Origin of the sequence: Chroococcidiopsis sp., assembly GCF_051657925.1 — a bacterium.
Classification (GTDB): Bacteria; Cyanobacteriota; Cyanobacteriia; order Cyanobacteriales; family Chroococcidiopsidaceae; genus Chroococcidiopsis.
This window is the reverse complement of the sequence record NZ_JBOFLP010000257.1, coordinates 1-14,776: the sequence shown is the minus strand read 5'-3', so window position 1 is coordinate 14,776 and position 14,776 is coordinate 1. Positions and strand designations below refer to the sequence as shown.

The 14,776-nt window shown below is 44.5% G+C and carries 15 protein-coding genes; 9 read left to right on the top strand and 6 right to left on the bottom strand.

Annotated elements, in window-relative coordinates; genetic code table 11:
* From rnpA to ACRC32_RS21115, 7 genes are all read left to right on the top strand, one after another.
* Nucleotides 1–353 (top strand): ribonuclease P protein component (gene rnpA, locus ACRC32_RS21145; protein ID WP_438555818.1); only part of this gene is annotated, 353 nt, incomplete at its 5' end.
* Complete coding sequence (locus ACRC32_RS21140; RefSeq protein ID WP_438555817.1) at nt 340–732, top strand: PH domain-containing protein; 393 nt, start codon at nt 340–342, stop codon at nt 730–732. The genes rnpA and ACRC32_RS21140, both read left to right, overlap by 14 nt.
* A gap of 167 nt (nt 733–899) precedes the next feature.
* Complete coding sequence (gene yidC / locus ACRC32_RS21135; RefSeq protein ID WP_438555816.1) at nt 900–2,051, top strand: membrane protein insertase YidC; 1,152 nt, start codon at nt 900–902, stop codon at nt 2,049–2,051.
* A 3-nt stretch (nt 2,052–2,054) separates the two neighbouring features.
* A complete protein-coding gene (locus tag ACRC32_RS21130; protein WP_438555815.1) occupies nt 2,055–2,573 on the top strand; it encodes a Jag family protein in 519 nt (172 codons plus the stop codon).
* 82 nt (nt 2,574–2,655) lie between these two features.
* A complete protein-coding gene (locus tag ACRC32_RS21125; protein WP_438555814.1) occupies nt 2,656–3,165 on the top strand; it encodes a YceD family protein in 510 nt (169 codons plus the stop codon).
* A gap of 196 nt (nt 3,166–3,361) precedes the next feature.
* Nucleotides 3,362–4,876: an AAA family ATPase gene (locus ACRC32_RS21120; protein ID WP_438555813.1), complete on the top strand. Its 1,515-nt coding sequence runs from the start codon at nt 3,362–3,364 to the stop codon at nt 4,874–4,876.
* Between the two features lie 162 nt (nt 4,877–5,038).
* Nucleotides 5,039–5,530: an SH3 domain-containing protein gene (locus ACRC32_RS21115; protein ID WP_438555812.1), complete on the top strand. Its 492-nt coding sequence runs from the start codon at nt 5,039–5,041 to the stop codon at nt 5,528–5,530.
* 45 nt (nt 5,531–5,575) lie between these two features.
* Here the strand turns inward: ACRC32_RS21115 and ACRC32_RS21110 are convergent, their stop codons facing one another.
* The 3 genes from ACRC32_RS21110 to ACRC32_RS21100 all read right to left on the bottom strand — a co-directional run bounded on the left by ACRC32_RS21110 (nt 5,576) and on the right by ACRC32_RS21100 (nt 8,940).
* Nucleotides 5,576–6,031: a Fur family transcriptional regulator gene (locus tag ACRC32_RS21110; protein WP_438555811.1), complete on the bottom strand. Its 456-nt coding sequence runs from the start codon at nt 6,029–6,031 to the stop codon at nt 5,576–5,578.
* Between the two features lie 243 nt (nt 6,032–6,274).
* Nucleotides 6,275–7,525: an RNA polymerase sigma factor SigC gene (gene sigC / locus ACRC32_RS21105; RefSeq protein ID WP_438555810.1), complete on the bottom strand. Its 1,251-nt coding sequence runs from the start codon at nt 7,523–7,525 to the stop codon at nt 6,275–6,277.
* Nucleotides 7,526–7,965: 440 nt separating this feature from the next.
* The gene (locus ACRC32_RS21100) at nt 7,966–8,940 is read right to left on the bottom strand and encodes an NAD(P)H-dependent glycerol-3-phosphate dehydrogenase (RefSeq protein ID WP_438555809.1); all 975 of its coding nucleotides are present in this window, start codon (nt 8,938–8,940) and stop codon (nt 7,966–7,968) included.
* A 255-nt stretch (nt 8,941–9,195) separates the two neighbouring features.
* Here ACRC32_RS21100 and ACRC32_RS21095 point away from each other — a divergent pair, with 255 nt between their 5' ends.
* Entirely contained in the window at nt 9,196–10,611 is a 1,416-nt protein-coding gene (locus tag ACRC32_RS21095; RefSeq protein WP_438555808.1) for a CheR family methyltransferase, read from the top strand.
* A 131-nt stretch (nt 10,612–10,742) separates the two neighbouring features.
* Here ACRC32_RS21095 and ACRC32_RS21090 read toward each other — a convergent pair whose 3' ends face one another.
* Nucleotides 10,743–11,279, bottom strand: a complete 537-nt coding sequence (locus tag ACRC32_RS21090) for a P-loop NTPase family protein (RefSeq protein ID WP_438555807.1) — start codon at nt 11,277–11,279, stop codon at nt 10,743–10,745.
* Nucleotides 11,280–11,610: 331 nt separating this feature from the next.
* On the opposite strand from ACRC32_RS21090, the gene rph reads away from it, so the two are divergent.
* Nucleotides 11,611–12,339: a ribonuclease PH gene (rph, locus tag ACRC32_RS21085; protein ID WP_438555806.1), complete on the top strand. Its 729-nt coding sequence runs from the start codon at nt 11,611–11,613 to the stop codon at nt 12,337–12,339.
* Between the two features lie 256 nt (nt 12,340–12,595).
* Here the strand turns inward: rph and ACRC32_RS21080 are convergent, their stop codons facing one another.
* The gene (locus tag ACRC32_RS21080; RefSeq protein WP_438555805.1) at nt 12,596–13,402 is read right to left on the bottom strand and encodes a hypothetical protein; all 807 of its coding nucleotides are present in this window, start codon (nt 13,400–13,402) and stop codon (nt 12,596–12,598) included.
* 445 nt (nt 13,403–13,847) lie between these two features.
* Nucleotides 13,848–14,776, bottom strand: a 929-nt coding sequence (locus ACRC32_RS21075; RefSeq protein ID WP_438555804.1) for a pentapeptide repeat-containing protein, incomplete at its 5' end; no start/stop codon positions are given.

Sequence of the window (14,776 nt, the reverse complement as noted above, 5' to 3'; positions counted from 1 at the left end):
CTGGAATACGGCGCAACAGCGATCGCATGACTTTGAGGGCTTTGCGAATGCAAAATGCCACAACCTCAGTAGCAGACGGCAAGCTAGCCACAGCTACGCATAAAGTAGGTGCGCCTACACGGATCGGGATTTCCATTAGCACAAAAGTGAGTAAAAAAGCAGTCGTTCGCAATCGAATTAAGCGACAACTGCGGGTTGCCTTTCGCTGTCTATTGCCCCGTATTTCACCTGGATGGTTACTGGTGGTTATCGTTCAACCATCAGCAGCGCAGCAGGAGTGCGTAACCAAACAATTTCTGCAAGAATTAGAGCAGTTATTGGTAGCAGCCGAGGTGCTTAATGGGAATTCGTGAAGAAGTTTACTACGAAGGTGGTCCTCATATCGGGGATCTCTTTATTAATTTGCTCATCGGGCTGACGCTGATTGGTATCCCCTTGACAGTTGGTGCAATTGTACGGGCATTGTGGTTGCGCTACCGCATCACAAATCGCCGTATTTCTGTTACAGGCGGCTGGATGGGGCGCGATCGCACCGATATCATTTATGCTGAAATTGTCAAAATTGTGAAAGTACCGCGCGGATTCGGTTTATGGGGCGATATGGTACTAACTTTAAGAAACGGTAGCCGTTTGGAAATGCGGTCAGTTCCCAAATTCCGCGAACTATACGACTATATCAGCGAAAAGGCAGCAGAAAAAAATCCTCAAGTCAAAACTAAAGCTACAACTTGAGAATATTATGTAAGCAATTAGTAGTTCTCTATTGGGCAGTTCTCTGTTGTTAGTTATCGATCGCTTGTCATTGGTGGGCAAATGACCGATGACAAATGACCGATGACTAAAATCGGATAGATTAGATTCAGACGAATGACAAATTATTTCAGGTTGACTTCAAGATAATGGATTTTGGTATAGGGTTTCTTTCCAACAACGTCATGTTGCCGATCCTAGATTTTTTCTACGGGATCGTGCCGAGCTACGGGTTGGCGATCGTAGCCTTGACACTGGTGATTCGCTTTGCGCTCTATCCGCTGAGTGCCGGATCGATTCGGACGATGCGCCGCACGCGAGTTACTCAACCTTTGATGCAAAAGCGCGTCAAAGAGATTCAAGAGCGTTATAAAGACAATCCTGCCAAAATGCAGGAGGAAATGGGCAGTGTTTACAAAGAATTTGGCAATCCATTGGCAGGATGTTTGCCAGTCTTGCTGCAAATGCCCGTACTGTTCGCCCTATTCGCGACACTGCGGGGCTCGCCGTTTTCGGATATCAACTATAACGTCAACCTGCAAGTCTTTCCCCAAGAACAGATCGAACGCATTCAGCCGCAGGCTTTTACCACTCCGCCGCAAAATATTTACATTACCGATGGCGTTCACGCTCGCGTTGCGGCGATCTTGCCTAGTGGTAATAAATTGGTTGTCGGGGACAAAACCAAATTTGATTTTCAAACTCCAGAGGGCAAGCCTTTCTCAGCTCTAGTAGCAGAGTATCCCGATACCAATCTCGCCCCCAAATGGAAAGTCACTAAAGGGGAAGAAAGGGTAAAAATCGATGAAAACGGTAATATCGAAGCCCTTCAACCAGGTGATGTGACAATTCAAGCAACAATCCCTGGACTTGCAGCTAATAAGGGCTTTTTATTTATTGATGCCCTCGGTAGAGTCGGCGCTTTTGATGAAGACGGAACGATCCATTGGGATATTGTGGCAATGGTGATTGGTTTTGGTCTAAGTCTCTATCTCAACCAAGTTCTATCCGGTCAAGGTTCTACCTCTAACAATCCCCAACAAGATACAGTCAACAAGATCACCCCAATTATTTTCTCAGGGATGTTTTTGTTCTTTCCGCTGCCTGCTGGCGTGTTGATGTACATGCTGATTGCAAATATATTCCAAACACTCCAGACATACATTGTTTCCCGCGAACCCCTACCAGAAAACTTACAAAAGCTTGTCGAAGCAGCAGATGCTAAAGCAGGAGACGATGCAGGTCGTCAGTCGCTTCCTTTTGAACCAGGGCGGAAGAAAAAAGAAAAACCTTCAGGCTAAATCATGAGTGACGAGCAGATCGGGCAGCGGGGTCAGCAATGGCTAGAGCAACTCCTGCAACTGTCAGGAGTCTCTACTCAAGTTACAGCTAAATTGCAAACCCCAAAAACAGCAAACAGCGACCCAGAAGAACACGATAGTTATTGGCTGACAATCGAGCAGACTGATTTACCACCAGAGCAAGTCCAAGCTTTGATTGGTGCGGAAGGATCGGTTCTAGATGCCATTCAGTATCTTGCTAATGCTACCCTGAATTTAAACCAACCTCAGGAACGGCAAGCCGCTTATATAATTGAGCTGGATGGCTATCGCTTGCGGCGACAAGCAGAAATTCAAGCGATCGCCACCTCAGCCATAGAACAAGTCCGTACCACAGGACAAGAGGTGGAGATCAAATCTCTTTCGTCCGCTGAAAGGAGGCAAATTCATACTTTTTTGAAGGATTTTCCCGATTTAGAAAGTTTTAGTCGTGGCAAAGAACCGCATCGTCAGTTGGTGATTCGCACGATCGGCAGTAGCTAGACTAGAAATAAATTCCGAATTTTGGAATTCGGAATTTTAGACAATGAGATTTAGAATTATTTGACTTACAACTGGCAGTCCTATGGAGGCTATTTACATTCCTCATCTGACCACAGCACCGCAAAAAACTAGGGTCATCGAGGTTGATGAGTTCTTACCCGACTTAGACACCCTAACTCCGGTGCGCGGTCAGGTGCGCGTGCAACACGGTGGCAATTACTTAGAGGTTTCAGCTCAGGTAGAAACCATCGTTACCTTGACTTGCCATCGCTGTTTGCAACAGTATAACCATCGCCTGAAAGTGGAAACTTCAGAAATTATTTGGCTAGATCCAGAAGCAGGTAAAGAAGAAACTGCGATCGAGTTGGAAGTCGCATTTGAAGATCTGGTCGAAACTTTACAGCCTACAGGTCATTTCGAGCCTGGGGAGTGGTTGTACCAGCAATTATGTCTAGCCATGCCTCAGCGTCAGTTGTGTGACAGTCTGTGTCAGGGTATTCAACTATCGCCGCAGCCAGAAGAACCGTCAGAACCATCGAGCGATCGCCGCTGGGCATCTTTAGAATCCCTGAAAAATCACTTGTCTAATTAGGGACAAGAGTTTTGTAGGATATGAGACAAGGGAGAAGTCGTAAATCGTAGGGGCGGGTTTAGCGAAGGATTGTCATATGAGGCAAAAAGTCTTGGCTCAAAACCAGCCCGTACAGAAGTCGTAAGTAAGAAACCTCTTACCTCTTCACTCTTACCTCTTCTCACGCACCACGCACTACGCACCACGCACCACTCATATGAGCTTCCGCGAAGAGTTTGCACTGTTGCTACGCGCCCGCTACCCGATCGTCTATATTCCTACCTATGAGGAAGAACGAGCGGAAGTAGCGATTCGGGAAGAAGCCCGCATCCAAGGAAATCGCGCTGTCTATACTTGGGATTTTGTCGATGGCTACCAAGGTAATCCTAACGATGCTGGATTCGGTCGTCGCAATCCTCTACAAGCTCTAGAATTTGTCGAGAAACTGCCCGCTTCGGCTCCGGCAGTTTTTATTTTGCGTGATTTTCATCGCTTTTTAGAAGATGTTTCCGTGTCGCGCAAACTCCGCAATTTAGCGCGGGCACTCAAATCGCAGCCGAAAAATATCGTCTTGCTGTCGCCACGAATCGTCACTACGGAAGAATTGGGTGAAGTTTTAACCATTTTAGAATTTCCCCTACCCGCTGCCGCTGAGATTAAGTTGGAGGTAGAACGCCTTTTGGCAGCCACAGGGCAATCTTTAGAAGCTAAAACGGTAGATGAACTCGTGCGTTCGTGCCAAGGATTATCCATCGAACGGATTCGGCGGGTACTAGCAAGGGCGATCGCCTCTCACGGAGAGATTCAACCGGAAGATGTCGAATTGGTTTTGGAAGAAAAGCGCCAGACCATTCGCCAAACTCAAATTCTTGACTTTTACCCTGCCACCGAAAAAATTTCCGATATTGGTGGTTTAGACAATCTCAAAGATTGGTTGTTACTTCGGGGTGGAGCATTTAGCGAACGCGCTAGGGCGTATGGTTTACCACATCCACGCGGACTCATGTTAGTTGGAATTCAGGGAACGGGTAAATCGCTAACAGCTAAGGCGATCGCCCATCACTGGCACTTACCTTTATTACGCTTGGACGTGGGGCGATTATTCGGTGGTTTGGTCGGAGAATCGGAATCTCGCACCCGACAAATGATTCAAGTCGCAGAAGCCCTATCTCCCTGTATCCTTTGGGTAGATGAGATCGATAAAGCTTTTGCAGGGTTGGGAGCAAAAGGCGATGCTGGCACGACTAGCCGCGTCTTTGGAACATTTATCACCTGGCTCGCGGAGAAAACTTCTCCCGTGTTTGTCGTTGCTACTGCCAACGATATTCATGCTTTACCACCCGAGATGTTGCGTAAAGGCAGATTCGACGAAATCTTTTTTGTTGGTTTACCAATTCAGGATGAACGCAAAGCAATTTTCACCGTCCATTTATCTCGCCTGCGATCGCACAATCTCAAAAGTTACGATCTCGATCGCCTTGCCTACGAAACTCCTGATTTTTCTGGGGCAGAAATCGAGCAAACAATCGTGGAAGCCATGCATATCGGCTTCAGTCAAAATCGAGACTTTACTACTGACGACATTTTAGAGGCGGCGAGTCAAATCATTCCCCTTGCCCGTACTGCCCAAGAACAAATTCAGTTTTTGCAAGATTGGGCAGCAGCTGGAAAAGCTCGCCTTGCCTCTAAACACAGCAGCCTGAGCAACCGAATTCAGCGGCAATTGCAGTAAGTAAAGAGGGAGCGCACGAGCAGGGAGCAGGGAAGAACTTACCTTCCAATCGCGCCCAAATGACAAATGACAAATGACCAATAATTAAAAAATTATCCAAATTCAGACGATTATGCTAGGATTCGTGCTGTAGTAATCATGGGACAATAGTAGGGTATCGCCATGACTTTGGCAGGAGTAGCTAAATTTGTCCTGGGTGTTAGCTTAGCGCTTGCGATCTTGGCTGGTGGTAGCGCCGCAGTTGCTTTGTATTTTATGTATAGAGTCACAACTCATCCGCCTAAGCCAACTTTTGCTAACGAACTCAACCAAAAACCAAAAGCTGCGCCTGCTCCGAAAAAGCAAGCACAGCCTGAAATGTCTAATCCCGATAATACTAATAACGCCGAATCTACGACCGAGAAAGCGAATTCTGACACTAATTCTACTGAACCTCTAGCGCCAGGAACCTATAGAGCTAGGGTGTCTTGGGAAAAAGGCTTAAGTCTCCGTGCCGAGCCTGGAGCGGGTGCTGAACGCATCGGCGGGTTGGAATACAATCAACAGATCGTAGTTTTAGAAGAAAGTCCAGATAAAAATTGGCAACGAGTTCGCTTATCGGATAGCGATCGCGAAGGCTGGATCAAAGCAGGTAACATCGAGAAAATACAGTGAAGAGCAATCGGCGCTCGACAACCGACAATCAATAACACTAAGATTCTAGATCGGCAACAACGCTCTTTGACAAGAAGGACAAACAGCATGAATTGTTAGTTGGCAATCGAGCAAATGATACCCTTCCTTTTCAGCTGTTTTTGAGCCAGTTTTTAAGATGGAATCGTTTTTAAACTCGATTGTTTTATTGCACCTAACACAAATTAAATGGTGGTGGTGGTGAGGGTAAGGTTGATTGATCTCGTAATGTTTATGTCCCTCGCCTAACTCCAGCTCACGCAGAATTCCCATCCGCGCCATTAACTTGAGAGTGCGATAAATAGTTGACAGACTGATCCCTGCTGCTTGAGTTTCTAATTGTTGGTAAAGCTCTTCCGCACTTAGATGTTTTCCTCTAGGTAGTTCTTGAAAAACCTGTAGGATCGTTTCACGTTGCGGTGTGAGTCGCCAACCTCGCTCGTTGAGTTCTGCCTTAAGTGAGGTAGCTGAGTATGCAGTCATAACCACCTTTTTAAGCAAGCTTAATAATTGATAAGTATAGTCAATTATTGTTTGAAGTGTCAACAAGCCATAACTATTGAGAATGATTTTTAAGAAAAGAGAGTTGTAGTTACAGATAATAAAAATCTTCTGGCTAAAAAATAGGCAGAAGAGGTGAAGAATGAAGAATGAAAGTGAATCTAACTAGGTTGTAAAAAACACGGTCACGATCCTTCACCCTATCGATGTTGTTAGCTCAAATTGTTAGCTCAAGGACTCTAAGTAATCCCGCACGCGGTTGCGCCGTTTGGGTTGCCGTAGCTTTTGTAGTGCTTTAGATTCAATTTGGCGCACTCTTTCCCGTGATAAGTCTAAAGCGCGTCCAATTTCGGCTAGAGAGTAACAGTGTCCGTCTCCTAGACCAAAGCGCATCAAAATCACATCTCGTTCGCGATCGGTCAAATCTGCTAGGAGTTGCTGTAAATCTCGATGCAGAGCTTCACGCATGAGTAACTCTTCAGGGGAAATACTGTCGTTTTCGAGTAAATCTCCTAACTCAGTATCTTTTTCCTTCCCAACTTTTGTTTCCAAAGATACGGAACGAGGAACTCTTAGTAGCACTTCCCGTACTTGAGGCGCAGTCATCTCCAATTCTAAGGCAATATCTTCGATAGTAGGGGTACGACCTTTTTCTTGCGCTAGTTTGCGCTGAGCTTTCTTGATTTTATTCAGTTTTTCTGTAATGTGAACTGGAAGACGGATAGTACGGCTTTGGGTAGCGATCGCGCGGGTAATACCTTGACGAATCCACCAATAAGCGTAGGTGCTGAAGCGATACCCCTTCGTGGGATCGAACTTTTCTACCGCTCTTTCTAACCCCAGAGTTCCTTCTTGAACCAGATCCAGCAGTTCCAAACCGCGATTTTGATACTTTTTCGCAACTGAAACCACCAGGCGTAAATTCGCCTTGATCATGTGTTCTTTGGCATGAATACCTTCGTTTTGAATTTGCTCTAGTTCTTCGACGGTGATTTTGGCAATTTCAGCCCAACGGCGTTTTCCAACTGCCAAAGCGGGTTTGAGTTCCATCACAGATATACCAGCACTAGCAGCCCATCTTTCTAAAGAGGGGCGGTGTCCTAGTTCGGAAGTCAGTCGCTCTTGGGCTTCAATTAAGGTGATGTATGTTTTGATAATCGAGTCGTCCTTTGCTGCATGACTGACGCACAGCGCCCGCATTCGCAAATAACGCTGCACTTTTTGAGCTTCGGAAACTTCTTCATCTCTTTCTAGCAGGTGGACGCGACCGATCTCTTGCAGGTATAAACGAACTAGGTCTGTAGTCCGACGGGTAACACCAGGTTGTAGGCTCTCCCGATCGTTAGAGTCAATATCCAAAGTCAGTAGGTCATCCACGCCCAGATCGGTATCATCTTCTGGATAATCTGACCGAAAGCGCTGGGGTACTGATTGGGGTTCGTAGGCTGCGTCCGCGTAAAAAGATAGTGCTTGCATAGGGGTTATCTCAACTGCTCCAGGTGACAATAGACTTCACTCGGTTGCTTCTTGTTGCTGATGCTATTGTTCCCAGCGATCTTGGCGAACTAACATCTTGCTGCTAGATTTACGAGGAAACTTGACGATCGCGCCCACTAACTTCAGGAATAACTCCAAGTTTTCTAGTGAAATTGAGTACGAACTGATACTTATATGGATGTTAGGATTGCGGAAACTTAAAGCAGCAATTCGGGATTAATAGATGATTGAAAGGTTGGAAAGTTTTGCCAAATAAGCGTTTCAAGAATAAAAGTGGTTTGAGATCGATGTGTGCGATCGCACCCCAGTGTAAACTACAGTTTTTGCCTGAGAAATTTCGGAGAATCAGCCGCGATCGTGTAAAGTTTTATGAAATTTGTGTGGATTTACGTAGGAGCGATTCGGTCGAACCATCGCCTCTACAATAATTCCGATTTGAGGTCGCGCAGCATCAGTGCTTCCAACGCTTGCTTGGGTGTAATTTCCGCTTGCAGGAGACGATAAACTTCAGCCGTAATCGGCATATAAATGTCTTGCTGGCGAGCGCGTTGCATGAGTACCTGAGTCGTATTCACGCCTTCAGCCGTTCCTTCTAGGTGAGCGAGAATTGCGGACAGGGTTTTACCTTGGGCGAGTTGATATCCCACCTGATAGTTACGACTGAGGGGACTGTTACAAGTTGCCAGCAGATCGCCCAAACCAGATAGACCGTAAAAAGTTTCTGTTTTTGCTCCCCAGCTGTTGCCGATCCGGATAATTTCCGTCAATCCACGGGTGACGAGTGCAGCTTTAGCATTTGTACCCAACTGCAAACCATCGCAAACACCCGCCGCGATCGCCATTACATTTTTCAGCGTCCCCCCCAACTCTACGCCCAAAGGATCGGAATTGGTATAAACGCGGAACTGTGGTGAGGAAAAGACTGCTTGCACTGCTACTGCGGCGTTGTCGTCAGTACTACCAGCGACAGTTGCAGCGGGTAATCCCTGTTGAATTTCCTTAGCTAAATTAGGACCGCACAGTACAACTACCGAGCGATCGGGAAAAGCCGCCTGCCAAATCTGAGCTGGGGTGAGAGTTGTGACAGGATCGAGTCCTTTGGTTGCCGTGACAAAAATTGTTGCAGGTAAAAGAGGTAAAGTCTGAATTTCTCGAACGACTGTTGCTACACCCTGCATTGAGACAGCAGAAACAACTACATCCGCACGTTCGATCTCGCTAGGCGAAATTGCCCCATTGCGCCGCGATCGCACTTGCACGCGATGACCGTTAGCTGCTGCGAGCGATGCTAATGTCGTTCCCCAAGCCCCAGCACCGAGAACCACCACTGACTTTGGATTTTGGGTTGAGTGTTGGCGATCGCTAGCGAGAGACTGGGATTTTGAATGAATCACAAATCTAAAATCTCAATTATGACTCAATTTTTAGAGCGGATTTTACCTGAGAGTCTCGCTCCCTAGTCTAGGTTAACTCGATCGATCCGCCCCAGTCTATTGAGGATAACGAAAGAAAACTGGTAGAGCGACACCATGTCAGTAGCATAGAGATAGCATAATCGGTCAAACTCCACAATCGCTACTTTCGCTGAAATCGCAATAAGTTTTGTGTTAAGAATTTTCAGCTCCCAAGATAAACTATAGAATTTTTTAATGAAGCCCCCCGAACTCGATCGAGATTTTGAAGCGTTATTAGACTACCTCAAATGCAACCAAGGTTGTGACTTGACGGGCTACAAACGCCCTACCTTAATGCGGCGTTTTTCTTGCCGAATGCAGCAGCTCCACATCGAGCGCTATCAGGACTATTTACAGTATTTGCAAAGTCATTCTCAAGAGGGGATGGCGCTTTTAGACTCCATACTCATTAACGTTACTAGTTTCTTTCGCGATCGCGAAGCTTGGGATTATCTAGCCAGTGAGATCGTGCCTAAAATTATTGCTAGCAAACAGCCTGACGAACCGATTCGCGTTTGGAGTGCAGGCTGTGCTTCTGGGCAGGAAGTTTACAGCTTACTCATATTGTTTGCAGAAGCTTTGGGAATTGAGTCGTGTTTGCAGCGAGTTCAACTCTATGCTACCGATGTGGATAAAGTCGCCCTTCAACAAGCACGACAAGCGGTCTATCGCGCAAATGAAGTGAAAGGACTTGCTCCAGATTTACTCAAGAAATACTTTGAGCCAACCGAGCAAGGCTATGCTTTCGATCGCAGACTTCGCCGTAGGGTCATCTGTGGTTGTCATAACCTAGCTGAAGATGCACCGATGTCCAAAATTGATTTACTGACGTGCCGTAATACGCTGATGTATTTCAATCCAGATATCCAAGCAAGCGTTCTGGTTCGCTTTCATTTTGCGCTGAAAAACAACGGCTTTCTCTTTTTAGGTAAGCATGAAACACTGACCGCTCGAAGACCGATTTTCATGTTAGTCAATATAAAGCATCGAATTTATGCGAAAGGACTGCATTTGGGGTTAGGCGATCGCCTCTCAATCAATCCTAAATCTCGCCCCAAGGAAGTCAGCGATTCACTAGTCTCCCAACTGTGCTTTTGGCAAGCCGCATTTGAGACAAGTCCTTTTGCTCAGCTATCGGTCGATCTGAATAATCGTTTGGTTGCTGCTAACGAACGGGCAAACTTTTTATTTAGATTAACGCTCTCCGATTGGAGCCTTCCTTTTTCAGAACTTGCACCCGGAAAGTTAGCGAGTTCCCATGTTGCGATCGGCAAATTTTACTGCGATCGTCGTCCAGTCAATTTGAAAAATATTAAGTGGACAACTTCAGAAGGAACAAAATATCTCGATATTTTTATCGCACCTGTTTTCAGCACAAATAATAATTTGCTGGGAGTTAACTTGACCATCATCGATGCAAGCGATCGCCAACAACTCGTAGAAAAACTGGAATACAAATATTCGGAATTAGTCAGAGTTTTGGAAACATGCCAGGAAACAAAAACGGCACTTGAGACAACTCGCATCGAGCTTGAAGAGACTCACAAAGAATTAGAAGCATTACATCAAGAAATACAATTTATCGAAAGAGATAGGCAATTTAGAAATTGATAGCAATTGCGATCGCTCCGCCTGTCTTCATATCTTAAATTACGGGACTGATACGTCTCGAACGCGCGACTTAGCGCTTTAGGAGGCACTATTTATATAATAAATTCACAGGCATTCTAGCCTATTAAGACTTACATCTGATGGCTGCGCCGTACTTCTGTAATCTGATCTGCCACATCAAGTACGGGTTGAGACATATTCGATCCGGTCAGAATTACATCTACATGCTTGGGGCGATTTTGAATAAAATCTAAGACTTCTGTTAGAGGAATTAAGCCAAATTCAACGGCTACGCTCAATTCATCCAATACTACTAATGAGTACTGCCCTTGAGAAACAACTTGGCGCGTATGCTGCCAAAGTTCTTGTAAAGAACGGTTTTCGGATTCGTCTAATTGTGGCGTGTCAATGCAGCGGGGAAGATTGCAGCGAATCCAATCCAGGTTTTGCCCTAACTTAACTGGATGACAATGACCCTGATTTATCCCACCTTTGAGAAATTGGACGATGAGCGCTGGAGTCCCTTGACCGGAAACCCTTAAAGCCTGTGCCATCACGCTTGTCAAAAAGCTACGACGAGAGCAAGTAAAGACTTGTACTAATCCTTCAACTATGTATGGTGGTTGGCAAGGAGAATGAACGGTTGGGGTTTCTAGCTGGGCAATCATAAAGTCACTTTTATCCAGATGCTTGAGTTAAAGCTGAGTTCGGGCAAACCGCAATATTACGATATATAGTGTAGTCTTGCAGAATACTCCTTAGTGAAACACTACATCTACGTTTTAGTCAATAGGAAACTATCCTCTGGGATCGCAATATCGCTACTATAAGTCCCAGTTGGCGGAGATTCTGTTGCAGCATTTTGACTTTTGACTTCCCAGCATAGCGAGCGCCCTCCACATATTCCACGCCAAAAGTTTACAAAAAATTAAGCCTAGCGAAAGTGTTAACTGTATGCTCGACCCTGTATTCTGATTTAGGTCACTACAGCTAAGAACCATGACCTGGGAGCGTTTGGATAATCGGTTAGCAAATCAACTGCGTCCTATCAGTTTTACACGGGATTTTACTTGTTTTGCCACTGGCTCTGTTTTAGCTCAGTGCGGCGATACTCAGGTGTTGTGTAACGTATCAATTCAGCCTGGAGTCCCCAGATTTCTAGAAGGTTCGGGCAAGGGTTGGCTGACGGCTGAATACAGAATGCTTCCCACTGCTACCCACCAACGCCAAGAACGAGAAACCTACAGGCTGTCTGGACGGACGCAGGAGATTCAAAGGTTAATCGGACGCAGCTTGAGAGCCGGACTCGATTTAGAAGCATTGGGAGAGCGTACAGTCACCGTAGATGCTGACGTATTGCAGGCGGATGCAGGTACGAGAACCACGGCAATTACAGGTGGGTTTGTGGCGCTTGCCGATGCGATCGCCAAGCTTTTAGAACGGGGAGATCTGACGCGATCGCCCATCCGTCACCAAATTGCTGCCGTCTCTGTAGGTTTGCTCCAAGGGGTGCCATTTCTAGATCTCAACTACCAAGAAGATGTCGCCGCCGATATCGATTTCAACGTGGTCATGAACAACCAATTAGAAATTATCGAACTCCAGGGAACCGCCGAAGCAGGTAGTTTCAGCCGCACTCAACTGAATCAAATTATGGATTTGGCAGAACTTGGGATTAAAGATTTACTAGCAGCACAACGTCAAGCCTTGGGCGATTTCACTTTCTAGATGAAAGCTCTTGTTGCTAGGTTAAAAACATAAGAAGGAGGGTAGAATATGGTTCGCAGTTGTGGTATTATCTACTTTATAATGGGAATATTTTCGTTTTTTTGAAAAGCGGTTAGATTTCCATTATGAAGTAAACCATCTAGGTAATCAATAGTATAATATCACGAGCGATCGTATTACTAGTTACATATTTGTACAGGAATATTTGTAATAGAAATCCAAGTGTAGGTGGGCATTGCCCACCTTATTTACATAATTATTTCACGCTATCTAAATCGGTAGAAAGCGTTTTCAAGCTAGTCAATACAGTATCTCGTGCAGGTTGGGCTTTGCTCAGTCCAGAGTTAACATCTTTCACCCCTGCTTCTAGCCTTTGGTAGGTATCAGGAGAGTTTTGTTGCACGCTACCACCAAACTTATACCAAGTTTGACGAGCAGCACCAAAAGCAGTTTTTGCAGTCGCAAAATCCTTCGATTCTAAGGCAACTACTGCCTTAGCCAGTTCGTCTTTCATGGCTAATAAGTTGCTTTGAATAGTCGTAGCATTGCTATTAGCTGTCTCCGTAGTGTTAGTGTTAGTAGCAACTCCAGAAGTGCTATTCGTCAGAAGACCGTTGAATGCAGTTGACAGTCCCTGTAATTCTGTCGTGAGTTTTGCCACATTTGGCGAACCCGATTTCAGATCTGTGGCAATAGTCGTAATTTTCTCGCCAATCGTTTTCGTAGCATCAGGAGATACCGTCTTCAGAGTACCTTCTAATCCTTTCCAGCTATCTTGCAGCTTAGTAAATTCTGTTTGTGCTGCTGTAAAGTTACCAGTTTTTACAGCAGATAGAGTTTGCGCTGCGCCATCAGTTAGGGGACGAAGAGTTTCTTTTAGATTTCCCAAATTCCTCAACGCACTTGTTGTTTTGCTAGCCACATCTTGTGTTTGCTGAGCCATGTTTTGAGCTTGGTTGGTTTTATCTTGAAGTTGTGAGGCTTGCTGTTGTACTCCGGTACAGGATGCTAGGAATAAGGAAGCAGCCAGAGTTAAACCTAAATTTGGGCAAATTTTCTTCATAATTCAAGATTTTGTCAGAATTTTCACTCTAAGCGAGCATCTTACAAAATGAATTATTGTTTGCATATAGTTAACTGATTAGCTTGATTTATCAGTCATTATTTCATTTAAAAATAAAAATTACTTAGGCTGAAAATGTCGCAAATTGCAGTACAATTTTGACTATTTTGCTAGGAGTTTAGCCTTCTAACTAGGCAATCGATTGTAATTTCTTATAGAATGCTTCTAAGAGAAAGCTAGTAAAAAAATCTTCAAGTTTTTTAATTAAAATTGAAATTTTACGAATTTTTGAATTTAAAAATCCGACTCAAAGTATCCGTTTATTTCCCTGGGTGCGATCGTCTTTATGCAAAAATTTATACAGTAACTTTAGGCAAATACTGCAATACATTTGCTGAGATAGTGGTTGCACGTTCAAAATAGAAAGTATTATTTATACAAAAATTTATCCAGATTGTTGACAGTCATCAGCAGTATAATAACTTTTGGATTCGTCGTGAACTATAAAAATTGCTCCTCGTTCGATCAAATCTTGTCTCTCAGTCTCAGATAGCCAATAATCATCATCAAAACGAGCGCCTTTGACAATTGCACCATTTAAGTTAGTATTCTCCCAAACAGCAAAACATAGAATGGCGTTACTCAGATTCGCATTACTCAAGTTAGTATTAACTAACTTAGCTCCAAATAAGTTTGCATTACTCAAGTTAGCACCACTGAGATCTGCATTATTTAAGTTAGCCGAGTGAAGAAAAAAGTCTTTCAAATTCATATGTTGAAAATTTGTATTACTTAAGTCCGCACTAGGCTTGAAATTTACACCCTCTAAATCTGCGCCTCGAAAATCAGTACCGCTTAAACTAACGTCTCTAAAGTCAATTTCTTTTAGATCGAATTCTCGCGCTCCTTGATTAACAATTTTCCAGATAAGACGATATTTCGGATCTAATTTAGTCTCTTCGTTGATAATACTGCCTTTAAGTTTTGTTCGACTATCCAATCTAGCGCCTGTCAGATCGGCATCAGACAAATTTGTATTACTTAAATCAGAACCCCATAAGGTAGATGCTCTCAGATCGGCTTTGCTAAAATTAGCATTGCTTAGATTACTATTGGTTATTGTAGTATGGCTTAAATTTGCTCCACTAAAGTTGACATAATTAAAGTCTGCTTCTCTCGAACTGACCCATACACGAGTAGAAGTAGAAGCACCTTGTAAATTAGCAAGACTTAAATTAGAGTAACTTAAATGAGCGCCATCTAATTGAGTTTTGCTAAGATCTGCCCCTTTAAGATTTGCAGATTTTAGATTTGCATACTTCAAATCGCATCCCGAACACTTTTTAGTTAGCTGTAGCCAAAGGACAGCTAATG

Excerpts from the sequence above, each read along its gene's own strand:
- ACRC32_RS21140 (WP_438555817.1), top strand. The coding sequence starts at position 340 with ATGGGAATTCGTGAAGAAGTTTACTACGAAGGTGGTCCTCATATCGGG.
- yidC (WP_438555816.1), top strand. The coding sequence starts at position 900 with ATGGATTTTGGTATAGGGTTTCTTTCCAACAACGTCATGTTGCCGATC.
- ACRC32_RS21130 (WP_438555815.1), top strand. The coding sequence starts at position 2,055 with ATGAGTGACGAGCAGATCGGGCAGCGGGGTCAGCAATGGCTAGAGCAA.
- ACRC32_RS21125 (WP_438555814.1), top strand. The coding sequence starts at position 2,656 with ATGGAGGCTATTTACATTCCTCATCTGACCACAGCACCGCAAAAAACT.
- ACRC32_RS21120 (WP_438555813.1), top strand. The coding sequence starts at position 3,362 with ATGAGCTTCCGCGAAGAGTTTGCACTGTTGCTACGCGCCCGCTACCCG.
- ACRC32_RS21115 (WP_438555812.1), top strand. The coding sequence starts at position 5,039 with ATGACTTTGGCAGGAGTAGCTAAATTTGTCCTGGGTGTTAGCTTAGCG.
- ACRC32_RS21110 (WP_438555811.1), bottom strand. The coding sequence starts at position 6,031 with ATGACTGCATACTCAGCTACCTCACTTAAGGCAGAACTCAACGAGCGA.
- sigC (WP_438555810.1), bottom strand. The coding sequence starts at position 7,525 with ATGCAAGCACTATCTTTTTACGCGGACGCAGCCTACGAACCCCAATCA.
- ACRC32_RS21095 (WP_438555808.1), top strand. The coding sequence starts at position 9,196 with ATGAAGCCCCCCGAACTCGATCGAGATTTTGAAGCGTTATTAGACTAC.
- ACRC32_RS21090 (WP_438555807.1), bottom strand. The coding sequence starts at position 11,279 with ATGATTGCCCAGCTAGAAACCCCAACCGTTCATTCTCCTTGCCAACCA.
- rph (WP_438555806.1), top strand. The coding sequence starts at position 11,611 with ATGACCTGGGAGCGTTTGGATAATCGGTTAGCAAATCAACTGCGTCCT.
- ACRC32_RS21080 (WP_438555805.1), bottom strand. The coding sequence starts at position 13,402 with ATGAAGAAAATTTGCCCAAATTTAGGTTTAACTCTGGCTGCTTCCTTA.